This window comes from Pseudobutyrivibrio ruminis HUN009, from assembly GCF_000703005.1.
GTDB lineage: Bacteria > Bacillota > Clostridia > Lachnospirales > Lachnospiraceae > Pseudobutyrivibrio > Pseudobutyrivibrio ruminis_A.
In genome coordinates this window covers 1,376,419-1,402,249 of the sequence record NZ_JNLH01000001.1, presented here as the reverse complement: position 1 = coordinate 1,402,249, position 25,831 = coordinate 1,376,419, and the positions used below count along the sequence as shown (strand labels likewise).

At 39.8% G+C, this 25,831-nt stretch carries 23 protein-coding genes; 4 read left to right on the top strand and 19 right to left on the bottom strand.

Annotated features, from left to right (window positions below; translation table 11 throughout):
• Position 1: 1 nt before the first annotated feature.
• A complete protein-coding gene (locus tag BO15_RS0106410; protein ID WP_033153381.1) occupies positions 2 to 1,285 on the bottom strand; it encodes an SseB family protein in 1,284 nt (427 codons plus the stop codon).
• Positions 1,286 to 1,397: 112 nt separating this feature from the next.
• The gene (locus BO15_RS0106405; protein WP_033153379.1) at positions 1,398 to 2,894 is read right to left on the bottom strand and encodes a zinc ribbon domain-containing protein; all 1,497 of its coding nucleotides are present in this window, start codon (positions 2,892 to 2,894) and stop codon (positions 1,398 to 1,400) included.
• A 232-nt stretch (positions 2,895 to 3,126) separates the two neighbouring features.
• On the opposite strand from BO15_RS0106405, the gene mscL reads away from it, so the two are divergent.
• Positions 3,127 to 3,573: a large conductance mechanosensitive channel protein MscL gene (gene mscL / locus BO15_RS0106400; RefSeq protein ID WP_033153374.1), complete on the top strand. Its 447-nt coding sequence runs from the start codon at positions 3,127 to 3,129 to the stop codon at positions 3,571 to 3,573.
• Positions 3,574 to 3,598: 25 nt separating this feature from the next.
• On the opposite strand, the gene BO15_RS0106395 is transcribed toward mscL, so the two are convergent.
• Positions 3,599 to 5,326 carry an EAL domain-containing protein gene (locus BO15_RS0106395; protein WP_052169804.1) on the bottom strand — a complete coding sequence of 576 codons (1,728 nt, stop codon included), beginning with the start codon at positions 5,324 to 5,326 and terminating at the stop codon, positions 3,599 to 3,601.
• Positions 5,327 to 5,528: 202 nt separating this feature from the next.
• Between BO15_RS0106395 and BO15_RS0106390 the strand changes: the two genes are divergently transcribed.
• Entirely contained in the window at positions 5,529 to 5,888 is a 360-nt protein-coding gene (locus tag BO15_RS0106390) for a CidA/LrgA family protein (protein ID WP_033153372.1), read from the top strand.
• A complete protein-coding gene (locus BO15_RS0106385; protein ID WP_033153370.1) occupies positions 5,888 to 6,580 on the top strand; it encodes an LrgB family protein in 693 nt (230 codons plus the stop codon). The genes BO15_RS0106390 and BO15_RS0106385 overlap by 1 nt, the downstream gene beginning before the upstream one ends.
• Positions 6,581 to 6,616: 36 nt before the next feature.
• Here the strand turns inward: BO15_RS0106385 and BO15_RS0106380 are convergent, their stop codons facing one another.
• The 13 genes from BO15_RS0106380 to asnS all read right to left on the bottom strand — a co-directional run bounded on the left by BO15_RS0106380 (position 6,617) and on the right by asnS (position 21,644).
• On the bottom strand, positions 6,617 to 7,561 hold the full coding sequence (locus BO15_RS0106380) for a hypothetical protein (RefSeq protein ID WP_167541215.1): 945 nt from the start codon (positions 7,559 to 7,561) through the stop codon (positions 6,617 to 6,619).
• Between the two features lie 5 nt (positions 7,562 to 7,566).
• The gene (locus BO15_RS0106375) at positions 7,567 to 8,685 is read right to left on the bottom strand and encodes an acyltransferase family protein (RefSeq protein ID WP_242843757.1); all 1,119 of its coding nucleotides are present in this window, start codon (positions 8,683 to 8,685) and stop codon (positions 7,567 to 7,569) included.
• A 51-nt stretch (positions 8,686 to 8,736) separates the two neighbouring features.
• A complete protein-coding gene (locus tag BO15_RS0106370) occupies positions 8,737 to 9,528 on the bottom strand; it encodes a class I SAM-dependent methyltransferase (RefSeq protein WP_033153358.1) in 792 nt (263 codons plus the stop codon).
• A 200-nt stretch (positions 9,529 to 9,728) separates the two neighbouring features.
• Positions 9,729 to 10,259 carry a hypothetical protein gene (locus tag BO15_RS13820; RefSeq protein WP_033153356.1) on the bottom strand — a complete coding sequence of 177 codons (531 nt, stop codon included), beginning with the start codon at positions 10,257 to 10,259 and terminating at the stop codon, positions 9,729 to 9,731.
• A 58-nt stretch (positions 10,260 to 10,317) separates the two neighbouring features.
• Positions 10,318 to 10,665 (bottom strand): helix-turn-helix domain-containing protein, encoded by a 348-nt coding sequence (locus BO15_RS13815; RefSeq protein ID WP_033153355.1) that lies wholly within the window; start codon positions 10,663 to 10,665, stop codon positions 10,318 to 10,320.
• Positions 10,666 to 10,693: 28 nt separating this feature from the next.
• On the bottom strand, positions 10,694 to 11,689 hold the full coding sequence (locus BO15_RS0106355; RefSeq protein WP_157752324.1) for a hypothetical protein: 996 nt from the start codon (positions 11,687 to 11,689) through the stop codon (positions 10,694 to 10,696).
• Between the two features lie 134 nt (positions 11,690 to 11,823).
• The gene (gene rlmD / locus BO15_RS0106350) at positions 11,824 to 13,215 is read right to left on the bottom strand and encodes a 23S rRNA (uracil(1939)-C(5))-methyltransferase RlmD (RefSeq protein ID WP_033153351.1); all 1,392 of its coding nucleotides are present in this window, start codon (positions 13,213 to 13,215) and stop codon (positions 11,824 to 11,826) included.
• Positions 13,212 to 15,533 (bottom strand): ATP-dependent helicase, encoded by a 2,322-nt coding sequence (locus tag BO15_RS0106345; protein ID WP_033153349.1) that lies wholly within the window; start codon positions 15,531 to 15,533, stop codon positions 13,212 to 13,214. Before BO15_RS0106345 ends, rlmD begins: the two co-directional genes overlap by 4 nt.
• Before the next feature lie 96 nt (positions 15,534 to 15,629).
• Entirely contained in the window at positions 15,630 to 16,253 is a 624-nt protein-coding gene (locus BO15_RS0106340; protein ID WP_033153347.1) for a DUF1836 domain-containing protein, read from the bottom strand.
• Between the two features lie 104 nt (positions 16,254 to 16,357).
• Positions 16,358 to 18,307 carry a glycoside hydrolase family 127 protein gene (locus tag BO15_RS0106335; RefSeq protein WP_033153346.1) on the bottom strand — a complete coding sequence of 650 codons (1,950 nt, stop codon included), beginning with the start codon at positions 18,305 to 18,307 and terminating at the stop codon, positions 16,358 to 16,360.
• A gap of 81 nt (positions 18,308 to 18,388) precedes the next feature.
• Positions 18,389 to 18,676, bottom strand: a complete 288-nt coding sequence (locus BO15_RS0106330) for a YerC/YecD family TrpR-related protein (RefSeq protein WP_033153343.1) — start codon at positions 18,674 to 18,676, stop codon at positions 18,389 to 18,391.
• A gap of 220 nt (positions 18,677 to 18,896) precedes the next feature.
• The gene (asnA, locus tag BO15_RS0106325; RefSeq protein ID WP_033153341.1) at positions 18,897 to 19,907 is read right to left on the bottom strand and encodes an aspartate--ammonia ligase; all 1,011 of its coding nucleotides are present in this window, start codon (positions 19,905 to 19,907) and stop codon (positions 18,897 to 18,899) included.
• A 336-nt stretch (positions 19,908 to 20,243) separates the two neighbouring features.
• Entirely contained in the window at positions 20,244 to 21,644 is a 1,401-nt protein-coding gene (gene asnS / locus BO15_RS0106320; protein WP_033153339.1) for an asparagine--tRNA ligase, read from the bottom strand.
• 353 nt (positions 21,645 to 21,997) lie between these two features.
• On the opposite strand from asnS, the gene BO15_RS0106315 reads away from it, so the two are divergent.
• Positions 21,998 to 23,221, top strand: coding sequence for a DUF4317 domain-containing protein (locus BO15_RS0106315; RefSeq protein WP_033153337.1), 1,224 nt, complete (start codon positions 21,998 to 22,000; stop codon positions 23,219 to 23,221).
• On the opposite strand, the gene BO15_RS0106310 is transcribed toward BO15_RS0106315, so the two are convergent.
• From BO15_RS0106310 to rdgB, 3 genes are read right to left on the bottom strand one after another with little or no spacing between them, the layout of a single operon-like run.
• The gene (locus BO15_RS0106310) at positions 23,218 to 24,735 is read right to left on the bottom strand and encodes an ASKHA domain-containing protein (protein ID WP_033153334.1); all 1,518 of its coding nucleotides are present in this window, start codon (positions 24,733 to 24,735) and stop codon (positions 23,218 to 23,220) included. The two genes, BO15_RS0106315 and BO15_RS0106310, sit on opposite strands and share 4 nt — an antisense overlap.
• Complete coding sequence (locus tag BO15_RS0106305) at positions 24,725 to 25,228, bottom strand: metallophosphoesterase family protein (protein ID WP_033153333.1); 504 nt, start codon at positions 25,226 to 25,228, stop codon at positions 24,725 to 24,727. Before BO15_RS0106305 ends, BO15_RS0106310 begins: the two co-directional genes overlap by 11 nt.
• A complete protein-coding gene (rdgB, locus tag BO15_RS0106300) occupies positions 25,209 to 25,820 on the bottom strand; it encodes an RdgB/HAM1 family non-canonical purine NTP pyrophosphatase (protein ID WP_033153331.1) in 612 nt (203 codons plus the stop codon). The genes BO15_RS0106305 and rdgB overlap by 20 nt, the downstream gene beginning before the upstream one ends.
• Between the last annotated feature and the right edge of the window lie 11 nt (positions 25,821 to 25,831).

Here is a 25,831-nt window from a genome sequence, read left to right as displayed (position 1 = left end):
ACTATGCACGATAAATCAGCATCTGCTCCTCGTGCTGAGCCACTACGTCATCGATAGCCTTTATACGTCCCTTTATTGCATATTCAATCTGCTTGATTTCCTTTGCAAGCGGATTGAGCTCTTTATAGATTGCCTCCATATGCTGCTTCATATTGTCTGTTTCGTACCCCTCAGGAAACTCCAATACTACTAAATGACGAACAACCTTTGTATCCTCTTCAACCTTTGTAAGGAAGCTGATAGATTTAATATCATCATGCTCCTGTCCATATTCCTTAAGCTTGCTACGAATAGCAACAACCTCTTCTGTCTCCTTTGGAACACCAAGAAGTATTCTCTTTCCTGCTGGAATCTTCTGCTCCTGAACAGCGCCTGCTCCATCTTCCTTGATTCCGAAATCGTTTTTGTAGCCCGGTGTGTTTGTGATAGTGTCCAAATATGGAATTGGAAGTGTACATGGAACTTCGTTAAATGGATTAACAGCAATTCCTGAATAAACATTTCCGCGCTTAAGCATTCCGTATACATCCTGGAATGAAAGGATTTGAGTGTGCACTCTCTGTCCATCCTTTGCAAGATTCTTCCATCTGCGAAGTGATGCCCAGTCTGTAAAAAGTGGAAGTACTAAGCTGTCTTTACCTTCTGGTGTGCCAGTAAGCTTAATCTGAGACTTAAGCATGTAGAATCCGATTTTTGTATCCTTGCTAATTTTTGCAACACCATTTTCATTAAGCTCAGGCTCAATATCCATTTTGATTGGTGTAATGAAATGACCATGACTAAGCCAATAAGCAAGTGTTGCATGGAAGCCATTATCCTTGCCAAACTTAACCATACCATTAATAATTCCTGCTAATGCTGGATTTTCGATAGAAACCCTTGGGTCCACCTTTTCCTGTGGCTTAAGATTTGTGATGACAGCATACTTACGAACTGCCACCTCGTCTGGAAGATTGAGCTGTAGAGAAACTGATGTGTTCTCTGCCTCATCTACGATTGAAGTCTTTTCTTCAATAAGAGCCTCAACAGCCTGAATTTCGCATTCTGCAACCTGTGCATTGGCCTGATATAAATATACCTGGTCGCCCTTGTGGAGCTGGCCGTAAAGCTGTCCTGAAATAATGCTTCCATTTCCGTCAAGCATTGATGTGACACCCTCTACCAATACGAAGAATCTATTGCTAGTATCTACCTTGTCAGTCACGTCAGTATCTTCGATATTGAGGTTTTCAGTTGCCTTTGTGTTAACCTCTTGTTCTTTTTTCTTTTTGTCAAATAAACCCATAACAAATTCTCCTGATTTAATAATTCGATTATTCTATTATAATCGAAACCAACATAAAAAAAAACCTCTCACACGCCTGTGTGAGAAGTCTTTCTTTATCAGTAAAATAGGCTTATAAAGCCTCGCCGAATGTGTTTGAAGTAACCAATCCATAGTATTTTACATACCAGTCAATTGCCTCTTCGATTTCTGCTTTACAATCGGCTTCTTTTTCATATCCATAATAATTAAACTTTTTGTCAAACTTTGTTTCGTATTGTACTGTTGTGGTGGTTGTACCAAGAATCTTTTCATAGCCACATTCACCCTTTTCATTGATGCTAACATTGTTGATTTCAACATATGTATAGAATGTAAATGTATCTGTGTCTAATGAATCTGTATCAGAAAGCATCACTGAACACTCAAAAACAGCAATTACTTCATTTCCTTCAGAGTAATCTGCCTCCTGGAGAAGGTATGAACCTAAGTACTTTATGCTCTGCATTTCCTCCATTTCACTAAGACGAGAAACATCCGTAATCTTCTTTTCGCAATCTTCGATTACAGAACCCATGCTCTCCTCAGTAATCTCTGTAGAATCCTTAAGAAGATGTCCAAGGCCCTCTACTTTGTAATCCTTTGTAACAGCTGTTGGAACCATGCCATATTTCTCTGCACACATTTCAGCAAGCTCATCCTCACTGTATGATGGTGCAAATGTTACGGTAATGATATCTCCCTCTGATAAGTAGTAGCTCTGGCTTGATGAATATGAGAAATCGTTATAAACTGCATCTTCCTTAACTACCTTGATAGATGCCTTACCTTCTCCATCAATACCTGTATAAGAAATTTCGATTCCATCGAATGGATCGAACTCTTTGACCTCTTCAAGCTTTTCTACTGTGTATGTAGTATCCTCGTACTCAACCTTGACACCATATTTCTTTTCGATGGAATCAGCCTTTATCTTCCAAGAAACTGATACTTCATCTCCGTTTGAAAGCTTCTTTTCTGGATCCACATCATAGCTGATTTTATTGCCAACTGCTTCTTCCATATAATCTGCAGGGCCATAGTGTGAAGTGAATGACTTCTTTACCTTTGATTTATCATCAAATCTAGACTTGCTATATAAATCTTCCCAGAATGACTCATCGATTGTAACTTCAGCCTTGCCCATTGAATCATAGCCTGTGAACTCTACAGTCACGTAATCATTTACATTGATTGTCTTTGAACGATGTAAAACAAATACTGCTGCTACAGCTGCTGCAACCACTAGAACTGCAATAATAATCCACACAAAAATTGGTGGCTTTTTGCTTCCGCCTTCATTATTTGCCTTGGCAGCTTTCTTAGCAGCCTTAGCTGCTCTCTTTTCAGCCTTCTTCGCTTCCTTGGCAGCCTTTTTTGCAGCTTTCACATCCACCTGCTGAGGCATAGGTTGTGGAGCTGGCTGTGGAATTGGCTGTGGTTGTACTGGTGGAACTGGCTGTTCTACTGGAGCCTGTTGCTGAGGTACTGGCTGAGGAGCTGGCTGTTCAGCTGCTTGTACTGGAGTACCACATCCAGTACAGAATCTAGTACCTGGAATTATTTCTCTACCGCATTTTACACAAAACATTTAGATTAATCCTCCCTCTAAATCTGTTCGCAATTTGTATATTATGATTTTGCCAAATATTAAGTATAAAATCAATACTTATTTTTCAAATTTTATTATTTTTACATTTTGAACTAAATTTTAATATTCTAGTAGTAGATTATTGTTTAAGATTATTGCCAATATCTGTTTAAATCGGTAAAATAAATGTGTTTAATGTATTTCACACTTTTCATTTATAGGGAGGTAATCTATGGGTAAAAAAAATGGTTTTATTTCTGAGTTTAAAGAATTTATTCTTCGTGGAAATGTAATGGACATGGCTGTCGGTGTTATCGTAGGTGGCGCTTTCACAGCTATCGTGACTTCCCTTAACGAAGATATCCTCACTCCAATCCTTGGAATCTTTGGAGGAACAGATTTTTCTGAGTTAAAGGTTACCCTTGGAACTGGAGAGGCCGCACCTGTTCTTACATATGGTAATTTTATTACAGCAATTATCAATTTCCTTATTACTGCTCTTGTAATCTTCTGCATTATCAAGGGTATCAACAGAGGAACAGAAAGAGCCGCTGCTCTTTTAAAGAAAAATAAAGAAGAGGCTGAGGCAGCAGAGCCAACCGAGAAGGATTGCCCATACTGCTACAGCAAGATTCACATCAAGGCAACTCGTTGCCCACATTGTACAGCTCAGCTTTAATATTGATTAAAAAATGCAGTGGGAATTATTCTTCCCACTGCATTCCTTTTTCATACATTCTATCCAACAGCTCATTAAGAGGCATAGGTTTTCCGAAGTAGAAGCCTTGAGCCCTTTCACAACCAGCTTCCTTAAGGAATTCATAGTGTTCCTTAGTCTCAACGCCTTCACATAGAGGAGATGCTCCCAATTGATTTGCGGTCTTTATAATATAACTCATTAAAGTTTTAGTCTTTGGATTTTTATCTGCGCTTCGCAGAAATACCATATCAAGCTTCAATACATCGAATTGATAATCTGCCAGGGTGGTAAGTGATGAATAGCCACTGCCAAAATCATCAATCCAAATCTCGTAGCCTGCCTCGCGGATTCTGCCTACCTCTTCTTTGATTAGTCCAGTATTATCTGTAAAGGCACTTTCTGTGATTTCCACATCTATCATGTTTCTTGGAACTTCGTATATTTCACAGAAATCCGAAAGAAGCTTATATACATTACAAATCTCAAAATCCAGCCTTGAAATATTTACTGATATTGGAACCAAAGATTCTCCCTCATCAGCAAGCTTTCTATAATCCTGACAAACTTTTTTTACTACGAATTCATCTACAAGATGAATTAAATGAAAATGCTCCAATGTTTCAATAAAGTATCCTGGAGGAAGCATTCCATTTTCAGGATCCACCCATCTTACAAGAGCTTCATATCCACATATCTTTCCTGTGTTGACTCTTATAATTGGCTGATAGAATACCTTTATATAATCCTTTGCAATGGCCTCATCAATATGGTCAACAACAAACTGCTGACGGCGCAGGCCATCACGAATAATATCATCGTAAACACGATAGTTTACATCATGTCGGCTTTTTATACTATTACAAGCAAGTCTTGCATGATCGCATGCTAATCCAACTTCTGCACGGCGGTCTTCCATGAAATATATACCTGCTTTTATTTTTACTTTTTTATTTACATCATCTGTGAGAAGCATTCTACGGTATACTTCTTCAACACACTCAATAACTTCTTCCTTTGGAGTTGTGCAATACACTACAAAGTGGTCATCTGAAAATCTTGCTACAGTACCACCATAGAAAACTTCGCTTATAGTCCGACCAAAATCACACAAAAGCTCGTCGCCCATCTTGAAACCATGGCGCTCATTGTAGAGTTTGAAGTTTGGAATATCAAAATGGACAAAGGACGCAACTTGTCTGCGTGACTCTGGAGCTGTCAAAAGCACCTGAACCTTATTATAGAAATAAGCCATATTTAATAAACCTGTAAGCTCATCTGTTTCTCTATTTGCTGACAGCACCTCTGCCTCAGCATAGGAATTACTTGTAGTGTTCAAGTATTCATTTTGATCAACGTCAACTATGAATACAGAATAGTAGCTCTTTCCATCGCCACAGTGAAGAAGATGCCCAAAATCTTCAATATAGCGTAAGTCTCCTTGCTTGGTAATTATTCTATATCGCACATAATCATGTCTTTTTTCTGCATAGATGGTCTGGGCCTCGATTTGATTTTCAATTTTATATAAATCGTCTGGGTGAACCATTCCTTTAAAATTGCCGCCAACCAGTTCCATAAACTCATCAAAGCTATCACAGCCAAACAGCCTTACTACATTTGGCTCAGCAAATACTATATGTTCATCGCCACCTGCTTCGTAAACAAAAAAGCCGCCTGGTAGCCCCTTTGGAATTTGCCCAGTCATTATGGTGTCGTTGTGTTCTTCTCTCATTCTTACCCCCAAAGTATGCAAAATAAAGATAGTTTACCAATTTACTTACATATTCTTTTTTGATTCTACTATACAATTGTGTCTAAAAAATGGAGATTTCCGACTATTATGTCCTTTATGTGAATTAATATACACCCCCTTGTTTCTTTCAAAACAAAGAGTATAATGTGTAAGAACTTTTAAGTTATATTGAGGTATACCAATGAAATATTTAAAACAATTCTTAATCATTCTTGCAGTTTCACTTCTTGGAGAGATTTGCAAAGCAGTTCTCCCACTTCCTATACCTGCAAGCATTTATGGCATGGTCTTTATGTTTATTTTTCTTCTCACAGGAATTCTCAAGCTTGACCAGGTTAAAGAATCAGGAAAATTCCTGATTGAAATTATGCCTGTTATGTTTATCCCAGCAGGAGTTGGTCTTATGTCATCTTGGAATGTACTTGAGCCTGTTCTCATACCAGTTTCAGTAATTACTGTTATCACAATCTTTACAGTAATGGCTGCTACAGGATTAGTATCACAGGGAATTATTCGTATGGGAAAGAAGGAGGAAGCATAATGACAGAGTTTATGGCGACCAGCGCATACGCTGGAGTAACAATCAGCCTCGTTTCCTATGGTTTAGGTGCATGGTTAAAAAAGAAATTTGGATTTGGATTCTTTAATCCTCTTCTGATATCTATCATATTTACAATCATTTTTTTATGTACATGTGGCATCAGCTACGAAACATACAATGAAGGAGCCAAGTATTTAAGCTGGCTTTTAACACCTTCAACAGTATGCCTTGCTATTCCACTATATGAAGAATTTGAGCTTCTCAAGAAGAATGCCAAGGCCGTAATTCTTGGTATAACAGCCGGTGTTCTTACTAGCCTTGTCACAGTATTTGTATTAGCAAAGCTTATGGGACTTTCCCATGAGAACTACGTTACACTTCTTCCAAAGTCAATCACCACAGCTATCGGCATGGGTGTTTCAGAAGAGCTTGGCGGATATGTAACAATCACCGTTGCAGTAATTGTTATCACCGGAGTAATCGGAAATATTCTTGGAGAATTCATTTGCAAGCTGTTTAGAATCCACGAGCCAATCTCTAAAGGATTAGCCCTCGGCACTGCTGCCCACGCTATTGGCACAGCAAAAGCTATGGAAATCGGTGAAATTGAAGGCGCTATGAGTTCTCTTTCAATCGCCGTTGCCGGCATCCTTACAGTTGTGTTTGCCACTGTATTTGCTGGATTAATTTAATGTTTGAATAAAAGTGGTCAAAATCGACCACTTTTTTTATAGCTTTGTATATCCTATTTCATCAGCTCTATCTTGCAGTACTGCATCAATTCCGTCTTGGTCATATATCAAATATCCTTCATCTTTGAATCGAACTCCAAGCTCCGCCAAATCAGCCTTCCCTTCTTCAGTCTCCACTTTCTCATAGTTATCATCAAAGGTATAGAACGAATAGAAGTATTCTCTATCATCATAATTCTCTTCGAAATAGTACTCTAGGACAGCTATATGCTCAGCATCAAGGCCTTCGGTTGAAATTGAAGTCTTTGAATCACCTTGATAAATATCATATGTATCTAATAAAGAAAGCGTTTCTGTAACACCATAGAAAAACTTATATTCTCCGTCTGCATCCACAAAAGAATATTCCGTATCATGAATATTATAAGCAGAACTCAAATAACGTTCGATTGTTCCATCTTCATTGATTTTTTCCGTTGCTCTATCTGAATTGTCCCTGGCGTAACAAATAACAAATTTATCATCTACTTTTTTTATTATCATATCCAGGCTATACATCGCACTAAGCTGCGCCTCAACAAGAAGCTCGCTCTCACCATCACTGCCACAATCAATTATTAAGTATGTTATATCTGCCTCGTTCTGAAAATCTTCTATCTGATTTAAAGCTTCACAGATTTCATCTATGGTATAGCTTTCACTTTTGGTCAGGACCTGTGATAATTCTAAATAAACTGTGCTATCCCCTTTTCCAGTATATTCAACCTTTGCATTCCCGCTTTCAACATCCGCATAAACTGAATCAGCGATATTGTCCTCTGTGCTATCTGTTGATTGTTCAGTGGCATCTTCTCCAGTATGTTCTGCTGCATTATCTACTATGCTCTCGCTAACATTTTCTGATACATTTTCTCCACATCCAGCCATTGTGAGTGCCGCAAATGTAGTCATGACTATGGCCATATATTTTTTTCTTTTCATATACATTATTCTTTCTTCTCCTTTTTTATTCCCAGAACACACCACCTTATGAAAGGTATGCGGCTCATGATTTCATACAGAAGGTAGGAGCCTGCGAATGCTGCTATTGCAACCAACAGGTATACGATGACAGGGGCAAGGAACGGACATAATGTATGCAGATACCATCCGCTGACCGCTATCATCAGATAATGGAATACGTAGAGGCCCCATGATTTTCGGCACATCCACTTAGAGAAAGCATTCGTGAAATTTCCCCATTTTTTCATGAAGGCAAGTATACCGAGAGTCCCAAACCATGCGTATACATTGCACATGATTGTATCCAGAACCACATGATCCGGATAAGACTGACCTATATATAAAATCACGAAAGCTATGCAGGATGTGAGGGCAAGGAAGCTCAATAACAGCCAGTTTTTGCCAAGTCGATCCATCACGACCTCATGGGACAGTACAAAGTAGCCGATCAAAAAACCCAGTCCGTAGATACCGAATCTGTACACCACTATTATCGGTGTGTTAAGTATCTGCGCCGCTCCGAATACAGGTATGACAAGAAGTATAAGTATCAAAAGATTGGCTTTGCCGCAGACATTATAGAATCTGTCTTTTTCAATCCTTCTGATCAGTACCAGCATCAGGCTAAAGAGCCATAGCATCTGTATGTACCACAGAGGGCCTGAGCCGCTGACTGCCATTATCAGGAAAAGGATTGGCCCCGGTACATTGCCCATGAAATCAAATGCACCGGAAATCAGCATATTGTAGTAACCAAGAACCCAGCCGAAAACCAGAAGACCAATTGTTGATGGCACAAGATATTTTCTCGTCCTTACTCTGATGAATTCCTTTTCTGTTCGTTTAGTTAGTTCATAGCGGGCTGACATACCTGATACCACAAACAGAAGTAACATAAACCAAGGATATACAATGTACTGATATGTATCCTGGGGCTGATGTTTACTGAAAGGTCCGATGATGCCATGTTGTGTTACACCGTTGAATATGTAAATTACATGATAGATGACTACCAGCACTACTGTTATCCAGCGAATATTATCCAAGTACACCTTCCTCATATTTCCACCACCTTTGCCAAATATTTTAACACTTTTTCTCAATCATAAAAAAGTAAGCTCCACCTGTCTACCAAGCGAAGCTTACATATTTTGCTATTTTTTCTTCAGCACAGCAAGAGCAGCGTAATGACGCACTTCAAATTTTTCCGGTGCCTTCTCCATAAGCAATTCTTTATGCTCATTTTCCCATGCAAGCAATTCCTCATCAGAAAGTGAAGCACCTACACCACGACAAGCCTTCATCCTGCCGTGCCAGCTTTCTCTTGTAAAAGGAACCATAACATCGTATTCTTCATGATCTTCTGATTCAAAATAACGATAGGTCACATCCGGTATCCATATCGGATGTCTTGTCTCACCAGCTCCTGTCCATTCAGGATTATACTTCAATGCCAATTCTTCACTTGCACCCGCGATTGCATCCTCATAAGGCAGCCAAGCCATGTATAAAACGAGAAGCCTGCCGTTGGGCTTGAGCAACTTCGCCAAATGAGGCATTACTCTCTCATGGTCAAAATACCAGAAGCACTGACAAGCTGTAATAACATCAAAGCTTTCAACCGGAAAATTTAGGTTTTCTGTAGCTTCTGCTTGAAATCTAATATTCATACCGGCAGCTTTAGCCAACTGTTCAGCCTGCTCGATCTGTTCCGGTGAAATATCTGTTCCCGTCCATGTTGCACCATAATAATACATATTTCGTGGAAGGACACCTGTTCCTGTTCCGAGATCCAGCACGTTTTGACCTTTTATGCATAGTCCTCTGTCTACGATTTTTTGATAAAAAATGTCCGGATAAATATCTCTGTACATCGCATAGTCTTTTGATGTTTTACCCCAATCAAAAGCTTTTCCGCCGTCTATCCTTTCGTCAATAATTTCCATTGATACACCTCAAATAGTATTTTATTGATTATAACATCTATCTGCATTGCTGTTGAGACACTAGTGTAAATATATACTTTGTCTTCTCCTTTGTCATAAATATCCCCTTCCTAAAATAATCCTAGAAACTATTGACACAAACCATTTTCGTCTTTATTATAATAATCAAGAAATGGGTTTTTTACCGTACGTGTTAGGAACTAACAGCCAAGCGGGTTGCTCGTTTCTTTTTTTATGTTTATTATGTCGTATAAATACTTCCTGCCATCTAAATCATGTCTAATTATCAAATTTACATTAAAGACGTTATACCTTTCCACTTTATTATCAACTCCATATACAGGCAAAGCAAAACAAGAATCATAACGATACCAACCATTAGCTCCATCAATATTATGTTTTTTCTTTTTATTCTCTGTATGCTTTCCATTTGTTGCTATCTCAATTAATTCTCCTAATCCCTGAGCTGCGTTAGCTTTTGCCTTAGCAACTGCACCTTTCAAGCTATAGGTATAATCTGAACCAGTATATTCATCGGGTAAATCAGTTCCAATATAAACAACTTCATTAGAGCCAGCTATAGTGTAATTATTTCCAACAAATCCTTTTAAATACTCCTTTACATCATCCCAATTCATCGATCGCTTTCCCTTAAAAGCAATATCATTAATCATTACAATATTGTTTCCATCTGCATCTTGAATCACAGACACATTTACATTATTCTTCAAATACTAAAAATCCCTTTCATATTACTTCTTTGTGGTCACAAATTGTGACCCTCAAAAATTAAATATCCTCTAGCTTCGTCAGCTCCCCCAACTTCTTCGCATATGTCAGCAGCCTCTTTTGGGCGTCCTCATTTAAACCTTCATATTCCATTAAAAGCTGCTTTTCCCTATAATCTACCTTAGTCTCCTTAACCTCAGCTTCATCTATACCTTTACCAGTAAGAAGAGCCTCAGGTGATACTTCTAATACTCTGCATATATCCATTATCTTATCAGCAGAAGGAGTATGTCCTTTTGTCTTCCAATCACTGATTGTACTTGGTGCTATACCAGCTGCTTTACCAAATGCATTTTGACTCATACCTCTAGCCTTAATTAAATAAAAGATTCTTTCTGTAATAGTCATATTTCTATCCTCACCTCATCGGTTAATCCTAAAACGACTTATCCTCAAGCGGCGTAATATATTTTGAAAACTCAAAATCCTCAACCCCGTCTATTAATATTATATTACTGTACTGACTTGGCGAAAGCATTTTTATCATTTCTGTTTGCGATATATAAAAATCAATTCCTAAGTGTTGACAATGCATTAAATCCACCCCAACATCTTCAAACTCTTTATTCGAAATAATATACAGAATATTTTCAATACAGCTATAATTACTGTAATCTCTACCTGAAATATCATGTCCATAATTTTTTTCAATAAATGAGTCTTCGTACTCATCATAAGTAGGGATGACTAAATCTCCATCTATAACTTTTAACTCATCAAAAGCATAATCTGAATCATATAACGCAAAAAAGATTCCCTTTCCTGCCAAAAATGATTCTATGTGTACTCCATATTCATTTATATGAATATATTGAGTCAACCTAATATTGTATTTTTTCATAATATCATAATCGACCAAATCATTTATCTTCTTTTTAGTATCCTCCATAGAACTGATTAAATCAGCCTTACGAACCATATTCTCTTTTTCTTCCTCAAGCTCTTTGGGATACTCCACATCATTTATATATTTTTCTACTGATTCATAACCTGCGTCATATGCTTTACGTTCCATGATTCCACCTGCTAGCATAAACTTTAGTGGATAAAAACTTCTAAGAGTTTCCGCTCTGCTTCTCAAAGTATCCACCCTTGTATATTCCAAATGCTTTATCCTATTTGAAAGCTCTACGTCACTTAATATAATATTGTTATATTTAGTTTCTTCTACAAGTTTTGGAAGTCCATTCTTTTCAACAATCAACTCTGGAAATGCATTTGCAAAACTTTCAAGACTATCATACCCCAATTTTTTAACTACATCCTCGGCTAACAAAAACACCTTATTTTCGACTATTACTCTGTTTTTAAATAAATATTCTTTTCCCATCATAATTCTCCTCGCAAAAAATACATAAAAATCTATTGACATAAACCATCTCCGGTAAGACGTATGTAATTATTACGTCATAACGTATATATTATCATTAAAATTCTCCTTCTTCAATCAAAAAAGCTCCCAAACTTTTTCAAGTTCGGAAGCTGATTTTATACTGTATTTAGTTCCTATATCCTATCAATTTTTGCCACCGTCTCCACATGATAAGTTCCTGGGAACATATCAACGCAGGCAAGGCGTGTTACTTTGTAGCCGCGGGCCAAGAATACCTCTAGGTCACGTGCAAGGCTTGTAGGCTTGCATGAGATGTAAACAAGGCTGTCTACACCGTAGTCGATGATTTTATCAAGAGCCTTTGGATGGATACCATCACGAGGTGGATCCAGAATGATGTAGTCTGGCTTTTCTGTGATGTCATCAAGAACCTTGAGAACATCGCCTGCGATGAAATCGCAGTTATCAAGGTTATTAAGCTTTGCGTTTTCTTTGGCAGCTTCAACTGCCTCTGCGATGATTTCCACACCAGTTACATGTTTTGCTGCAGGTGCAATAACCTGAGCGATTGTGCCTGTACCTGAATAAAGATCATAAACCTCTGCTCCGTCAGCACCTGTAGATATGAAATCACGAGCTGTGCTGTAAAGCACCTCTGCTCCAAGGGAGTTTGTCTGGAAGAATGAAAATGGTGTGATGGTAAATGAAAGTCCAAGTAACTCCTCCTTGAACCAGCTCTGGCCGTAAAGGATTTCTGTGCCTTCATCTGCAACTACATCTGCTTCTCTATCATTCTTTGTGTGAAGGATTCCAGCGATTTTACCGTCCCACTCAGTGCAACTTACAAGAGCGTCCTTCCAGCCTGCCAAAAGAGCAATCTCATAAAGAGATGATATCTGTGTGCTTGTAACTAAGTCTACCAGGATTTCCCCTGTTTTGGCTGCCTTACGAACAAGTAAATGACGAAGATATCCCTCATGAGTGTTCTTGCGATAATATGGCTGTCCTGCCTTTGTGAAATAATCCAAAGTCATGGTAAGAACTCGGCGCATATCTGCATCGATAATCTGACATCCGTCTACTGTGACAACATCGTAGAAGCTGCCCTTTTTGTGCATACCAAGAGTAAGTGGGCCGTCCTTTACCTCATCACCAAATGAGAACTCCATTTTGTTGCGGTATTCAAACTGCTTTGGGCTGGATTTGATGCCTTCGTATGTGGATGTCCAAACATCCTCACCAATAACTGGTGCCATCAAATCATGAATCATGCCTTCTTTGATGGAAAGCTGATTTTCATATGAAAGTGACTGATAAGTACAACCACCACATTTGCCAAAGTGAACACATGCTGGTGTGTCCATTTCAAGTGGTGATGGTGCATCCACTGAAAGAAGATTTCCCTGTGCCTTTTCCTTTGAGGATTTCTTTACACGAACTGACACAGTCTGACCAGGCAACACGCCCTTAACTCTGAGCTTATCGCCTTCTGCGGTCTCCATTATTCCTTTGTTTGGAAAAGATACTTTTACAACCTTTCCCTGTACTATTTCTCCACGTTTCATACTTTCTTTAATTTTGCAAAGGACGCAAACATCTTCTTGATGCCTACGCCATCGAAGTCCACTGTAACCTCGTAGTCACGGCCTTCATCAATGATATCCTTTACTGTACCTTCCTTAAATTTGATATGGCTTACTCTATCGCCTATGCCATAATCCAATGTAGTCTTTTCGATTTTAGTGCCATTTTTATTGGCAACAGCTGTGGTAGAGCTTCCTACCGTATATACGTTAGAACTGTATGTATTTCTAACTGATTCGTTTCTAGAGCCGTAGCTTGTAGCTATAGTAGGGCCCTTGCCTGTAGGACGCTGATATACTGAATACTCTCCTATTGGAGTGCTAGAGTAGTCATCCATTGGCTTTGGCTCCCAAAGGTTGCCCTTAACAAGTTCATTAGGGATTTCCTTAACGAATCTGGAAATCTTATGGAACTGAGTTTCGCCACGAATCATACGCATGCGAGCGCTTGTCATTGTAAGGTGTTCCTTGGCTCGTGTGATACCTACGTATGCCAAACGACGCTCTTCCTCAAGCTCAGAATCAGCTCCGCCACCGTCAAAAATAGCTGCCTGCCCTGGGAATAATCCATCCTCCATGCCGGCCATGTATACGTATGGGAACTCCAATCCCTTTGCTCCATGAAGAGTCATAAGTACAACGTAGTTGTCGCTCTCCTCGTAGCTATCTATATCTGCAACAAGGGCAACATCCTCCAAGAATCCAGAAAGTGAAGGCTCCTCACCATCATCCCTGGCATCCTTTTCATAAGCAACTGCCTTTGTAAGTAACTCGTCGATATTTTCAATACGAGCCTTTGCCTCGTCTGTTCCCTCTGCCTTTAGCTCTGCAACATAATCTGTCTGATCAAGGATTTCCTCTACCAATGCAGATACTGACTCCTCAACGGCGATTTTCTTAAGCTTTTCAATAAGGTCTGTGAAGCCCTTTATCTTGCTAGCAGCCTTTCCAATTGATGGAATATCGTTTGCATGTAACAATGCTTCATAGAAATTCAAGCCATGCTCCCTAGCATAGTCTGAAACCTTTGTGATAGTGGTAGCTCCAATTCCTCGTTTTGGAATATTGATAATACGCTGAACAGCAATATCATCATTACCATTATCAACTGTCTTTAAGTAAGCGAGAACATCCTTGATTTCCTTACGGCTGTAGAAGTTTACACCACCAACGATTTTGTATGGGATGCCCTCGTAAATCATTTTTTCTTCTATAAGACGTGACTGAGCATTGGTGCGATAAAGTACGGCACAATCGCGATAATCTGCCTCTCCTCTGCGAACAACTGAGCCAATGTTGCTAGCGATGTAGCTGGCTTCCTCATATGCACTATCAAACTGCTGGAACTGGATTTTATCTCCATCCTCTGCCTCTGTCCAGAGAGCCTTTTCCTTACGGCCTTCATTATTAGCAATGACCGCATTAGCAGCATTCAAAATATTTCCAGTGCTTCGATAGTTTTGCTCCAGCTTGATAACATGAGCACTTGGGAAGTGCTGCTCAAAGTTCAGGATGTTGTAAATATCTGCTCCACGGAACTTGTAGATAGACTGGTCGTCATCACCAACTACGCAAAGATTCTGCTGGCCACCGATAAGAAGGCGAACCAACTCGAACTGAGCTGCATTGGTATCCTGATACTCGTCAACCATGATGTATTTGAATTTGTCATTATAATATGCACGAACATCCCCATCCAAACGGAGAAGCTCTACAGTCTTCATGATAAGATCGTCGAAATCGAAAGCATTATTCTGACGAAGACGTGCCTGATACTCACGATAAACTGTGGCCTGACGGGACATATTGAAATCTCCCATGGCACGGTTTGTGAATTCCTCTGGACTGATGAGCTTGTTTTTAGCATCGGAAATGACATTTAAAAATGTGCGTTCCTTAAACTGCTTTGTATCAATCTGGAGATACTTGCATACTTCCTTCATCAAAGTCTTGCAATCGTCTGTGTCGTAAATTGTGAAATTGCTAGTGTATCCCTGACCGAGATTCTCACAGAACCTGCGAAGAATACGAACACAGCTAGCATGGAAAGTTGCAACCCAAACACCGTCAGAACCAAAGCCAACGATATTATCAATACGCTCCCTCATTTCCCTAGCTGCCTTATTCGTAAAGGTGATAGCCATGATATTATATGGCATAACCCCCTGCTCTATTAAATAAGCAACGCGGTGTGTAAGTACTCTTGTTTTGCCTGAGCCAGCGCCAGCCAAAATAAGAACAGGGCCATCGATAGTCTCAACGCCCTCACGCTGCTTGTCGTTTAACATACTTAAATCCATAACATAAAATATCCTTTATTGCATGATATATTTTCGAAAATTTGTTCTGATTTATTCTATCACATCAGAACTATTCTATCTATATAATCCAAAAGATTACTTTGGATTTTCTTGAGAACTTTCCTCTTTTGTTTGTGTCTTGCTGTCTCTTTCAGCAAGGTATTGCTCAATCATCATCTTCTTTACAAAAACATCGAAAGCAAGCTCGCAGATGAATGTGAATTCCTGCAAATCCTGTCGGGATTCATCATCCTGATCAGCAAAGGCTTCCTTACTGAGATTGTATTTGCGGATGATATCCTTCGTAACATCCCTTGCAACCTTGCTCTCATATCCAACCATAGCTGAATAAATATCAAAGAAGCCCAGCCCCTCCTTTGCACCGAAATAGCGCTCGTTGATTGGGTCAAGAATGCTTTTGATATCCTTCATAGAAAGGAAATTTTTCAGATAATATATGAATATTAGATTTAGCATATGATCCCTAGAATATTTCTTTTTTTCTGGAGATGGCAAAATCTGATTCTTGGTGTAGTTGTTAATCATGGTCTTTGTCATAGCCTTGTCTTCTGTGGCCTCACGGACAGTTCCAAGCTCCTGATCCAAGAAAGTGAGCACCTGATCCATATATAAATCAATATTTGGAATATCTTCTGGATGAACATAATCTATCTCAGCAAGTTGATGTAATATTTCATTAAGTCTCTTTTTGGTGTCCATATTTCCTCCTTGACGCTACAACATGTTTCAATAAAAAAATAAGATGTAGTCTCAAAAACTACATCTTATATCTTATCATAAAAAACTATCTTTGTCTTTCCGACTTACTCTCTTATCCACACTTCCATTTCGTTTTCTCCACGATTTGCCCAAGCATAATATGGAATGAATGTAAGTGAAGCATCCTGCTCTGCAGGTCTGCTATTTGTGTAAAGATCACTGGATTTGGAAAGCTCCAATCGCTTTCCAGTGGTCTTTATAATTCCTACTCCATTTAACAAATCTGCTTTGTACTGGTATTCAAAGGAAGCATCCTCTGGCAAACGCAGACAATTTAGTGATGTTCCATTATCAACACCTTCCAAGCAGTAAACGAAAGGACCTCTGGAGATAGCGACTTTTCCAATGTCCTCTGAAACTAGCGGGTTACAATAGTTTCTCTTTACCTCCATAGGGAATATCAACTCTACATCCATTGAATCCCCAGCTGACAATTCCACATAATGGTAGCCATCTTCCTTTGAAATCTCTGAAACTATTCCATTAATCTTTAATGATGCTCCAGAGGACCATGCAGGGATTCTAATTCCAATTTTTACAACAGATTCTGTTTCATTTTTGATAGCAATAATATCCTTTTCATCCCAAGGATACTCTGTGGTCTGCTTAATTGTTACAGTGCCATTTTTTAACTTTAATGATGAAGCCGAATCAATATACTGATTAATCAAAATAGCGTCATCAGATATCGTATATACGTAGTCGTCCAGAGATGTTATCATTCGGGCCAAGTTTGGTGGGCAGCATGCGCAGCCTAGCCATGATGGGCGTACCGGCTTTACGTGGCTCTTTCCTGGGTCTTTTAAAGATTTAGCAGGATTTACCTCCAACGGATTTACGTAGAAGAAATGCTTGCCATCCAAAGCCATTCCAGCCAGAGCGCAGTTATAAAGAGCTCGTTCCATTACCTCTGCATATTCTGCCTTAGGTTCTATTCTAAGCATCTGTCTTGCAAAGAATATTAAACCTATTGCAGCACAAGTTTCACAGTACATAGTGTCATTTGGCAAATCATAATCAAGGGTAAATGATTCGCCGTGGAAAGTTGAGCCAATACCGCCGGTAATAAACATTCTTCTTGAAGTAATATTGTTCCAAAGCTTTTTACATGCCTCATAAATCTCTGCATCGCCAGTAGTAGCTGCCAAATCTGCCAATGCTGTACACATGTATACTACGCGCACTGCATGACCTTCTGCTGTGTCCTGCTGCAATATAGGCTTATGGTTCTGGAAATATGTATCTGCTGCTTTTTCAATTCCGTTTAAAGCATTAGGTCCTTCGTATTTTGCAGCTTGTTCTCTAAAGAAATCTGGATGCTTTCCTCTTTCCATTAAAAAGTATTTTGCAAGATTTAAATATCTATTTTCTCCTGTAACATGGAATAATCTTAAAAGACCAATTTCAATTTCCTCATGTCCATCATACCCATGGATTTTTCCATCCTCAGGTCCGAAATTGTCATCAATATTGTCCGCTGCCTTCTTTGCCACAGACAACACCTTCTCATTTCCTGTAGCAACATAATACGCTACTGCAGCCTCAATAAAATGCCCCATGCAATATAGCTCATGGCTCCCAGCCAAACTCTGATAGCGATATTGGATACCAAGGATTGAATAAAATGTATCCAAATAACCATCCTCTTCCTGGGCATCAGCAATTAAATCTATTACCTCAAGCGCCTTCTTTTCTAACTCAGGGTCCATCTTTTCCCTAAGAGAATATGCTACCGCCTCAAGCCATTTATAAACATCACTATCCTGGAACGTCCAACCATAGTGAGTGCCTTTTGCTCTACCTGCAGCAATTCTGAAATTCTCCATTGCATGACTCTTTTCGCTAGGTATTCCGTCGTCGTTCAAACGCTCTTTTTCAATTTTAATTCCTGCCACATCATTGAGAACATTCCATTGAAATGGAATCATTTCGGTACGAACCAGATTTCTGTACCTTCCCCAAAACTCCGACGTAATCTTTACATTATTCCCCATTTTTGTCTCCTCCTGTTATATGTTTATAATAATCAAAAAAAGGAGTCAGGACAATATCCTGACTCCTTAGTATTACTTAATTTACTGACCAATTCTTTTGAGGACTAAATCATATCCATCATTACCATAATTAAGCGCACGATTAACACGGCTGATAGTTGCAGAACTAGCACCCGTTTCGTCAGCGATATCCTGATATGTTCTTTCCTCTCTGAGCATCTTAGCAACTTCGAAGCGTTGCTTCATAGCTACCATCTCATTTACTGTACATAAATCCTCAAAAAATTCATATGCTTCTTCTACTGTCTCAAGACTGAGTATAGCTCTAAGAAGCTCATCCATTTCTGCTGTTTCTAATTTTTTATTCATTTTTATAACTACTCCTGTAAAATCCCCGCCTATAAGACTATACTTACTACACTATTACTGTAGCACACTAAAGTCTTAAAGTAAAGGATTACATAAAAAATATTGTTTTCGCAAAAATCGGCCCCCATTACCTGAGAGCCGAAGATTATTGTACGATATATTTTTGTAATTGTAAAGGATTTTGTTTGCCATAGAAAGACACTCTTGAGAAAATTTCCGTCTACAGGATAACAACACCCTTTTCGCTAGCGTATTTTACGTCCTCTTCTGGCCAGAATGAACACTGAACCTCACCGATGTGACACTTGCGTAAGAAGAACATACAAATACGGCTCTGGCCAATTCCACCGCCGATTGTATATGGAAGCTTCTTATCAAGGATTGCCTTCTGGAAAGGAAGCTCTGCTCTGTCTGTGCAGCCAGACTTTTCAAGCTGGCTCTTAAGGCTGTCTTCATCTACTCTAATACCCATTGATGAAAGCTCAAGTGAAATATCATCAACTGGATAGTAAACAATAATATCTCCGTTAAGCTGCCAATCATCGTAATCAGGTGCACGACCATCGTGCTTCTCTCCTGACTTAAGTAAATCGCCAATCTTCATAAGGAAGATTGCGCCATATTCCTTGGCTGCTTCATACTCACGCTGACTAGGAGTAAGATTTGGCCATCTATCCTCGAGCTCCTGAGTAGTGATGAAGTGAATCTCCTCAGGCAAAATGCACTGAACATAATCGTAGGCATTGGCAATATATTTCTCAGTCACACGAAGAGCTGCATAAACGCTCTTAACATATTTCTTAAGAGTCTCTTCAGTACGAGCTGACTTTTCTATGATGCACTCCCAATCCCATTGATCTACGTAAATAGAGTGAATATTATCAGTATCTTCATCCCTACGGATAGCATTCATATCTGTGTAGAGGCCTTCGCCTACATTAAAGCCATATCTACCAAGGGCCATTCTCTTCCACTTTGCAAGAGAGTGAACAACTTCAACTGCCTTATCGCCCTGCTCTTTTACACCGAACGAAACTGGGCGCTCAACGCCATTAAGATTATCGTTAAGACCTGACTCTGGCTCAACAAAAAGTGGAGCTGTTACACGATGTAAATTAAGCTCTGCAGTAAGCTGTGCCTGGAAAAAATCCTTCACCTTCTTAATAGCTATCTGTGTCTCTTTGAGGTCCAACGCTGACGCATACCCCTCAGGAATGTAAATCTTGCTCATATTCTCCTCCTAGTCTTCTTTCTACGTAAGGCGACATCCAAATTCTCCGTGCTCCCGCAGGGCACCCTCCGCACTCTCGCGAGGGTCCTCCCGCCGGCGTAGGTCCTCCCTCGCTCGGCACGGTATCCCCTGCTCGCGCTTACCAAGGTAATGTTGTCGCCTTGGATATTAAGTGAGTAATCATAAAGGAGAGACATACATGTCTTTCTAAAGACCTTAAAGTGCCGTCCCTACTTAGATGGTGCTTTAGCAGCATCTTATGTAGGGCAACGAGCACGACAAGAGCGAAAGCGTGTCTAAGAAAGATATGTATGGCTCAACGAATATGATTACGGATTAAAGGTCGCAGTTACCTACAGTACGTGGGAATGGGATAACGTCGCGGATGTTGCCCATGCCTGTGAGGTACATTACGCAGCGCTCGAAGCCGAGTCCGAAGCCGGCATGGCGAGAGCTACCGTATTTACGAAGGTCAAGGTAGAACTGGTAATCTTCTTCCTTAAGGCCGCATTCCTGCATTCTCTTAAGGAGTACATCATAGTCGTCCTCACGCTGTGAACCACCGATAATTTCACCGATACCTGGAACGAGGCAGTCCATAGCTGCAACTGTCTTGCCGTCTTCGTTGAGCTTCATATAGAAAGCCTTGATTTCCTTTGGATAATCTGTAACAAATACTGGCTTGCCAAAAATCTTTTCTGTAAGGTATCTCTCGTGCTCTGTCTGAAGATCACAGCCCCAAGATACCTTGTAATCGAATTCATCGTTGTGCTTTTCAAGCTCTGCAACTGCATCTGTGTATGTGATGCGTCCGAAGTCAGAATTAGCAACGTGATGAAGTCTATCAAGAAGTCCCTTGTCGATGAAGTTGTTGAAGAACTCCATCTCCTCTGGAGCATGCTCAAGAACGTAGTTGATAACGTACTTTAACATGTCCTCTGCGAGAATCATGTCATCCTCAAGATCTGCAAATGAAATTTCTGGCTCAATCATCCAGAACTCTGCTGCGTGACGAGTTGTGTTTGAGTTCTCAGCACGGAATGTAGGTCCAAATGTGTAGATGTTCTTGAATGCCTGAGCATATGTCTCACCATTTAACTGGCCTGAAACTGTAAGGTTTGTAGCATGACCAAAGAAATCCTGTGAGAAATCTACCTTACCATCCTCTGTCTTAGGAATGTTGTTAAGATCCATTGTTGTAACCTGGAACATCTCACCAGCACCCTCACAGTCAGAGCCTGTGATAAGTGGTGTGTGTACATATACGAAATCACGCTCCTGGAAGAACTTGTGAATAGCGTATGCACAAAGAGAACGAACTCTGAATACTGCCTGGAATGTGTTTGTACGTGGACGAAGATGTGTCTGTGTACGAAGGTATTCCATTGTGTGTCTCTTTGGCTGAATTGGATAATCTGGTGTAGACTTTCCTTCGATATCAACCTTTGTTGCCTGAATCTCAAATGGCTGCTTTGCCTCTGGTGTAACAACTACAGTACCTGTTACGTATACTGCTGCACCAACATTTAAATGACAAACCTCATCGAAGTTGTCGATTTTGTCCTGATTGAACACAACCTGTACTGGGTTGAAAAATGTACCATCTGCAAGTACTAAGAAACCGAATGTCTTTGAATCACGCATGTTGCGTACCCATCCAGCTACTGTAACTTCCTTGCCATCATAGTCTTTGAAATTTCTTGAAAGTGTTCTTACGTCTGTTGTTTTAACGCTCATATTCTTTCTCCTTATTACGACTTAGCATAAATTAAGCCCCATCAAGCTGTGCTTGATGAGGCCTTCTAATTCTTACATATTTGAACAATCTTCAAATCTCATCAACACAATAAAATTAAATCCCCTGATTATTATTCACGGAATTGTTATTGTTATTATTGAGATTATTAAGCATAGATGTAAATGCCATGATTGTTCTCCTTCTTTATTTGAGTAAAGTATAGTTATTTGACAATTCAATGTCAACCCCTATATGGCAAAAGGTACTTCAAATCAAAAACGTCAAGTCTTGCTATCTATTTTTTTGAAACATATAATAGAGTCGTTACATTAAAGACAGGAGTTAGAGTTAAATGAATAAAAAAGAAGTAAATGAAATAAAGCGCCGTTTTAAGAAGGACGCATGTAACTTTGATAAAATGGTCGGTTGCTATGTAGATGCAAACAAAGAAATGGTTCTTACTTTCAAAGAAACCTTTCTTAATCTTGAGGATGAGGAATTTCATAAGTACCTTGAAATTGCCAACAAAGCAATGTCTGGTACAATCGGAAACAATCTTTTAGAGCTTCCTTTTGATCCAGAATCAGAAATCGAGGGAAGCGGTCACGATTTACTTATGCGACTTCGTGAGTCACGTCTTCAGGACGAGAAGCTCCTCATCGAATACTACAATCGTATTATTGAATCATATGATTATGTTGGAAATTTCTTAATTCTTTTATATCACGACACATACGATATTCCAGTTAAGACATCAGACGATTTAAAGCTTGATGAGTCAGAGGAAGTATACGACTATATCATCTGCGCTATCTGTCCAGTACAGCTTTCTAAGCCAGGACTTGGATATCGCGAGCAGGAAAACCGTATCGGTGCTAGAGACCGCGATTGGGTTGTTGGTCCTGTTGACACAGCATTTACATTCCCTTGCTTTACAGAGCGTACTACTGACTTACACGCTTGCTTAGCATACACAAAAAACACAAAGGAGCCTCACGTAGAATTCTGGGAAAACTGCATCGGCTGCGGCACAAAGAAGACTTCTACTCAGAAGAAAAACGCATTCGACAATATGCTTAACCAGGTTCTTGGAGAGGAAACAGAAGATACAATCGAGACAAAGCTTGATATTCAGCAGAATCTTTCTGATTTCATCACTGTTGAAACAGAGCGTCTTGGCCCTGAAGAGCCAATCATTCTTGAGGCACAGGATGTTGCAAATATCCTTACAGATTCTGGTCTTTCAGATACAAAGGTTGAAAAGGTTCAGGCTAATTTTGAGAACTATTTTGAGGAGGCTCTTCCACTTGCAGAAGAAATCCTTGATGAAAAAGCTCTTAAGAATAACGAGCTTCGTGTAGAAAAAAATGTTCTTAAGGAAAGAGTTGTAGATCTTACAAAGCAGCTTAAAGAAGTTAGCGGCGTAACAGCAGATGGAAAAGAAGCTGATATCGTTGTTAAGGTTTCAGAAACAAAGGCTGCTGATGTTACAACAGCCTATGTAGATGGCAAAAAATGTCTTTGCGTACCTATTGATCCTGAAGACCTATTAATGCTCAATGGCGAACAGCTTTAATTAAGCATTAGATTCTCTAAAAAAAGTTTTTCGAATCCAGGGTTGTCATTTAAAATGACTACCTTGGATTTTTCTTTTATCTCATTAAGAATTTCTTCATCACCATGAAGAATATATTCTATCCCTCCAAGCAATGCAGTATTTCCCACAGATTCATATTTGGCTGCCAGTTCCTTTGGAATCAATCCTATATCTGCAGCCGGCCATACACTTGCAGATGCGCCTAGGCCTCCTGCCACATATAGATGGTCGATATCCTTCATTGTCAATCCAGCCTCCTGCACTAAAAGCTGAATAGCTGAGTGAACCGCAGACTTAGCAAGCAGCACCTGTTGAATATCCTCGCCAGTGATTGACACTCCAGGAGCCACCGGATATCCAGTCTCACAGTACTCATCCAAAAGTAATCCACCATCATCTATTATCTTATTTCGATGAAGCTCATGAACAAGGTCGATAATACCGCTTCCGCAAATTCCTATAGGCTGCTCTCCGGCGATGGTTGTATATGTGCATTTTCCTTTGTTGATGCTCAAATGATTGATTGCACCGCGCACAGAAGCTACGCCACAACTAAGAGAAGCACCTTCTAAAGCAGGGCCTGCAGACGCAGATGAGCACCAATATTTATCTCCATCAAACAAGACAAGCTCAGCATTTGTTCCCAAATCTACAAGCAGGAATTTATCCTGTGCTTTATTATTTTTCTTTGCCTGCATTGCCAAATAGAACAATCCAGAAACAATATCCCCGCCAACAAAGGCACTTATCGACGGCATAAAGAAAATATTGCGACCTTTTTCCACAAAACTAACACTATCGAGTGTGTATGGAATAAATGGGTACTGAGCCAAACCATCGACAGTGTACCCCAGCAGTAAATGTGTCATAACAGTATTTCCACAGAAAACAATCTTGTGCATGAGGAAATCTTCCCCAAGGATTTTCTTTCCAAGCTCGGTTAAATCCTGACGGATACAATTCTTTAATTCCTCTCCATGGCCATCCATGGCAGCCTTCACTCTGCTCATAACATCGGCACCAAATTTAGCCTGGGAATTGGTGCAGTTGCGCTGACGAAGAATCTTTCCTGTAGATAAATCAATAATAGCTGTAGCAAGAGTAGTTGTGCCTACATCCACTGCAATACCAATATTATTCTTATCAATAGCTTCATCCTCTGCAACTTCGTCTGCAAGAACTGATGTAATTTCACCTGCCAATGATGCTGGGACCTGAATTTTGCAGTCCTTTGTGATAACGCACTTACAGCCAACTCTCCAGCCGGCTCTCATATCTGAAAAATCCAGAGCCTTTTCATCTGCAGAGGTCATCTGTGGTGCGCCATAAAGAAATTGAATGTTGCAACTCAGACATTTGCCTATTCCACCGCAAGGGCGATAAAAGCTTAGTCCAAGCTGCTCCATTGCGTCTACGAACTTGATTGGTTCGTCTGACATCAAGATATGCTCTTTTTGTGGAGTTTCTCCATCGATGATAATTTTAATTTCCATGTATTCTATCGTATTCCTCTAATGAATGTAAGTTCATAGTAAACTCACCATCATTATCCACCATAATTGTCATATAAGTGTGTTCACGACTATTTTGTCGTGGGAATGCAATACTACCAGGATTTGCTATAATCAAATCCTCGTAATGATCGATTGTAGGCACGTGAGTATGACCATAAAGTACAATGTCGCAGCCTTTATTTCTTGCGGCTTCAGCGATTTTCTCGTAGCCATAATTTACTCCGTAATAGTGTCCGTGAGTAAGCATAATCACATGCTTTCCAACCTCAAGCACCACCTCGTTAGGAAGATTTGTCCCCCAATCGCAATTTCCACAGACACATTCTGCAGGAGCTTCCGACATCATCCAAAGATTATCCTCTACCCCCTGTCCATCACCCAAGTGATAGATTCTGTCTGGATTTTCTACGTGAATGGCGTCACGAAGATTTTCCGATCTGCCATGTGTATCACTAACAACTAATATTTTCATGCTTATAAATAACTTCCTTTATCATTCTAAGAGCCTGTCCTCTGTGGCTTATTGCATTTTTATCCTCTGGAGAAAGACTTGCTGTACTAACATCTTTGTCCCAAAGATAAAAAATAGGGTCGTATCCAAAGCCGTTTGTGCCCATTGGCTCCCAGCCGATGTATCCCTCGATTGTGCCGCGTACAACTGCATCCTCACCGTCAGGGAAAACTGCTGAAACTGCACACACAAATCTTGCGCTTCTATCCTGCTTTTCTACACCATCAAGACGCTCTATAAGATTTGCATTCTTAATATCGTAAGATGTATCCTCGCCCATATATCTGGCAGAATAAATACCTGGCTCCTTGTTGAGAGCATCAATTTCCAAACCGCTATCATCAGCAAGCACAATTGCATCCTTTGCTACTGCTGCAATTGCTCTTGATTTGATCAAGGAATTCTCCTCAAATGTGGCTCCATCCTCCACAATATCAATATCAATGCCAGCCTCCTTCATTGAAAGAATTTCGAAATCCTCCTCTCCAAGAATCTCGCGAATCTCTCTCATTTTGTTGGCATTGCCAGTTGCAAAAATCACTTTTCTTTTCACTACAATTATTC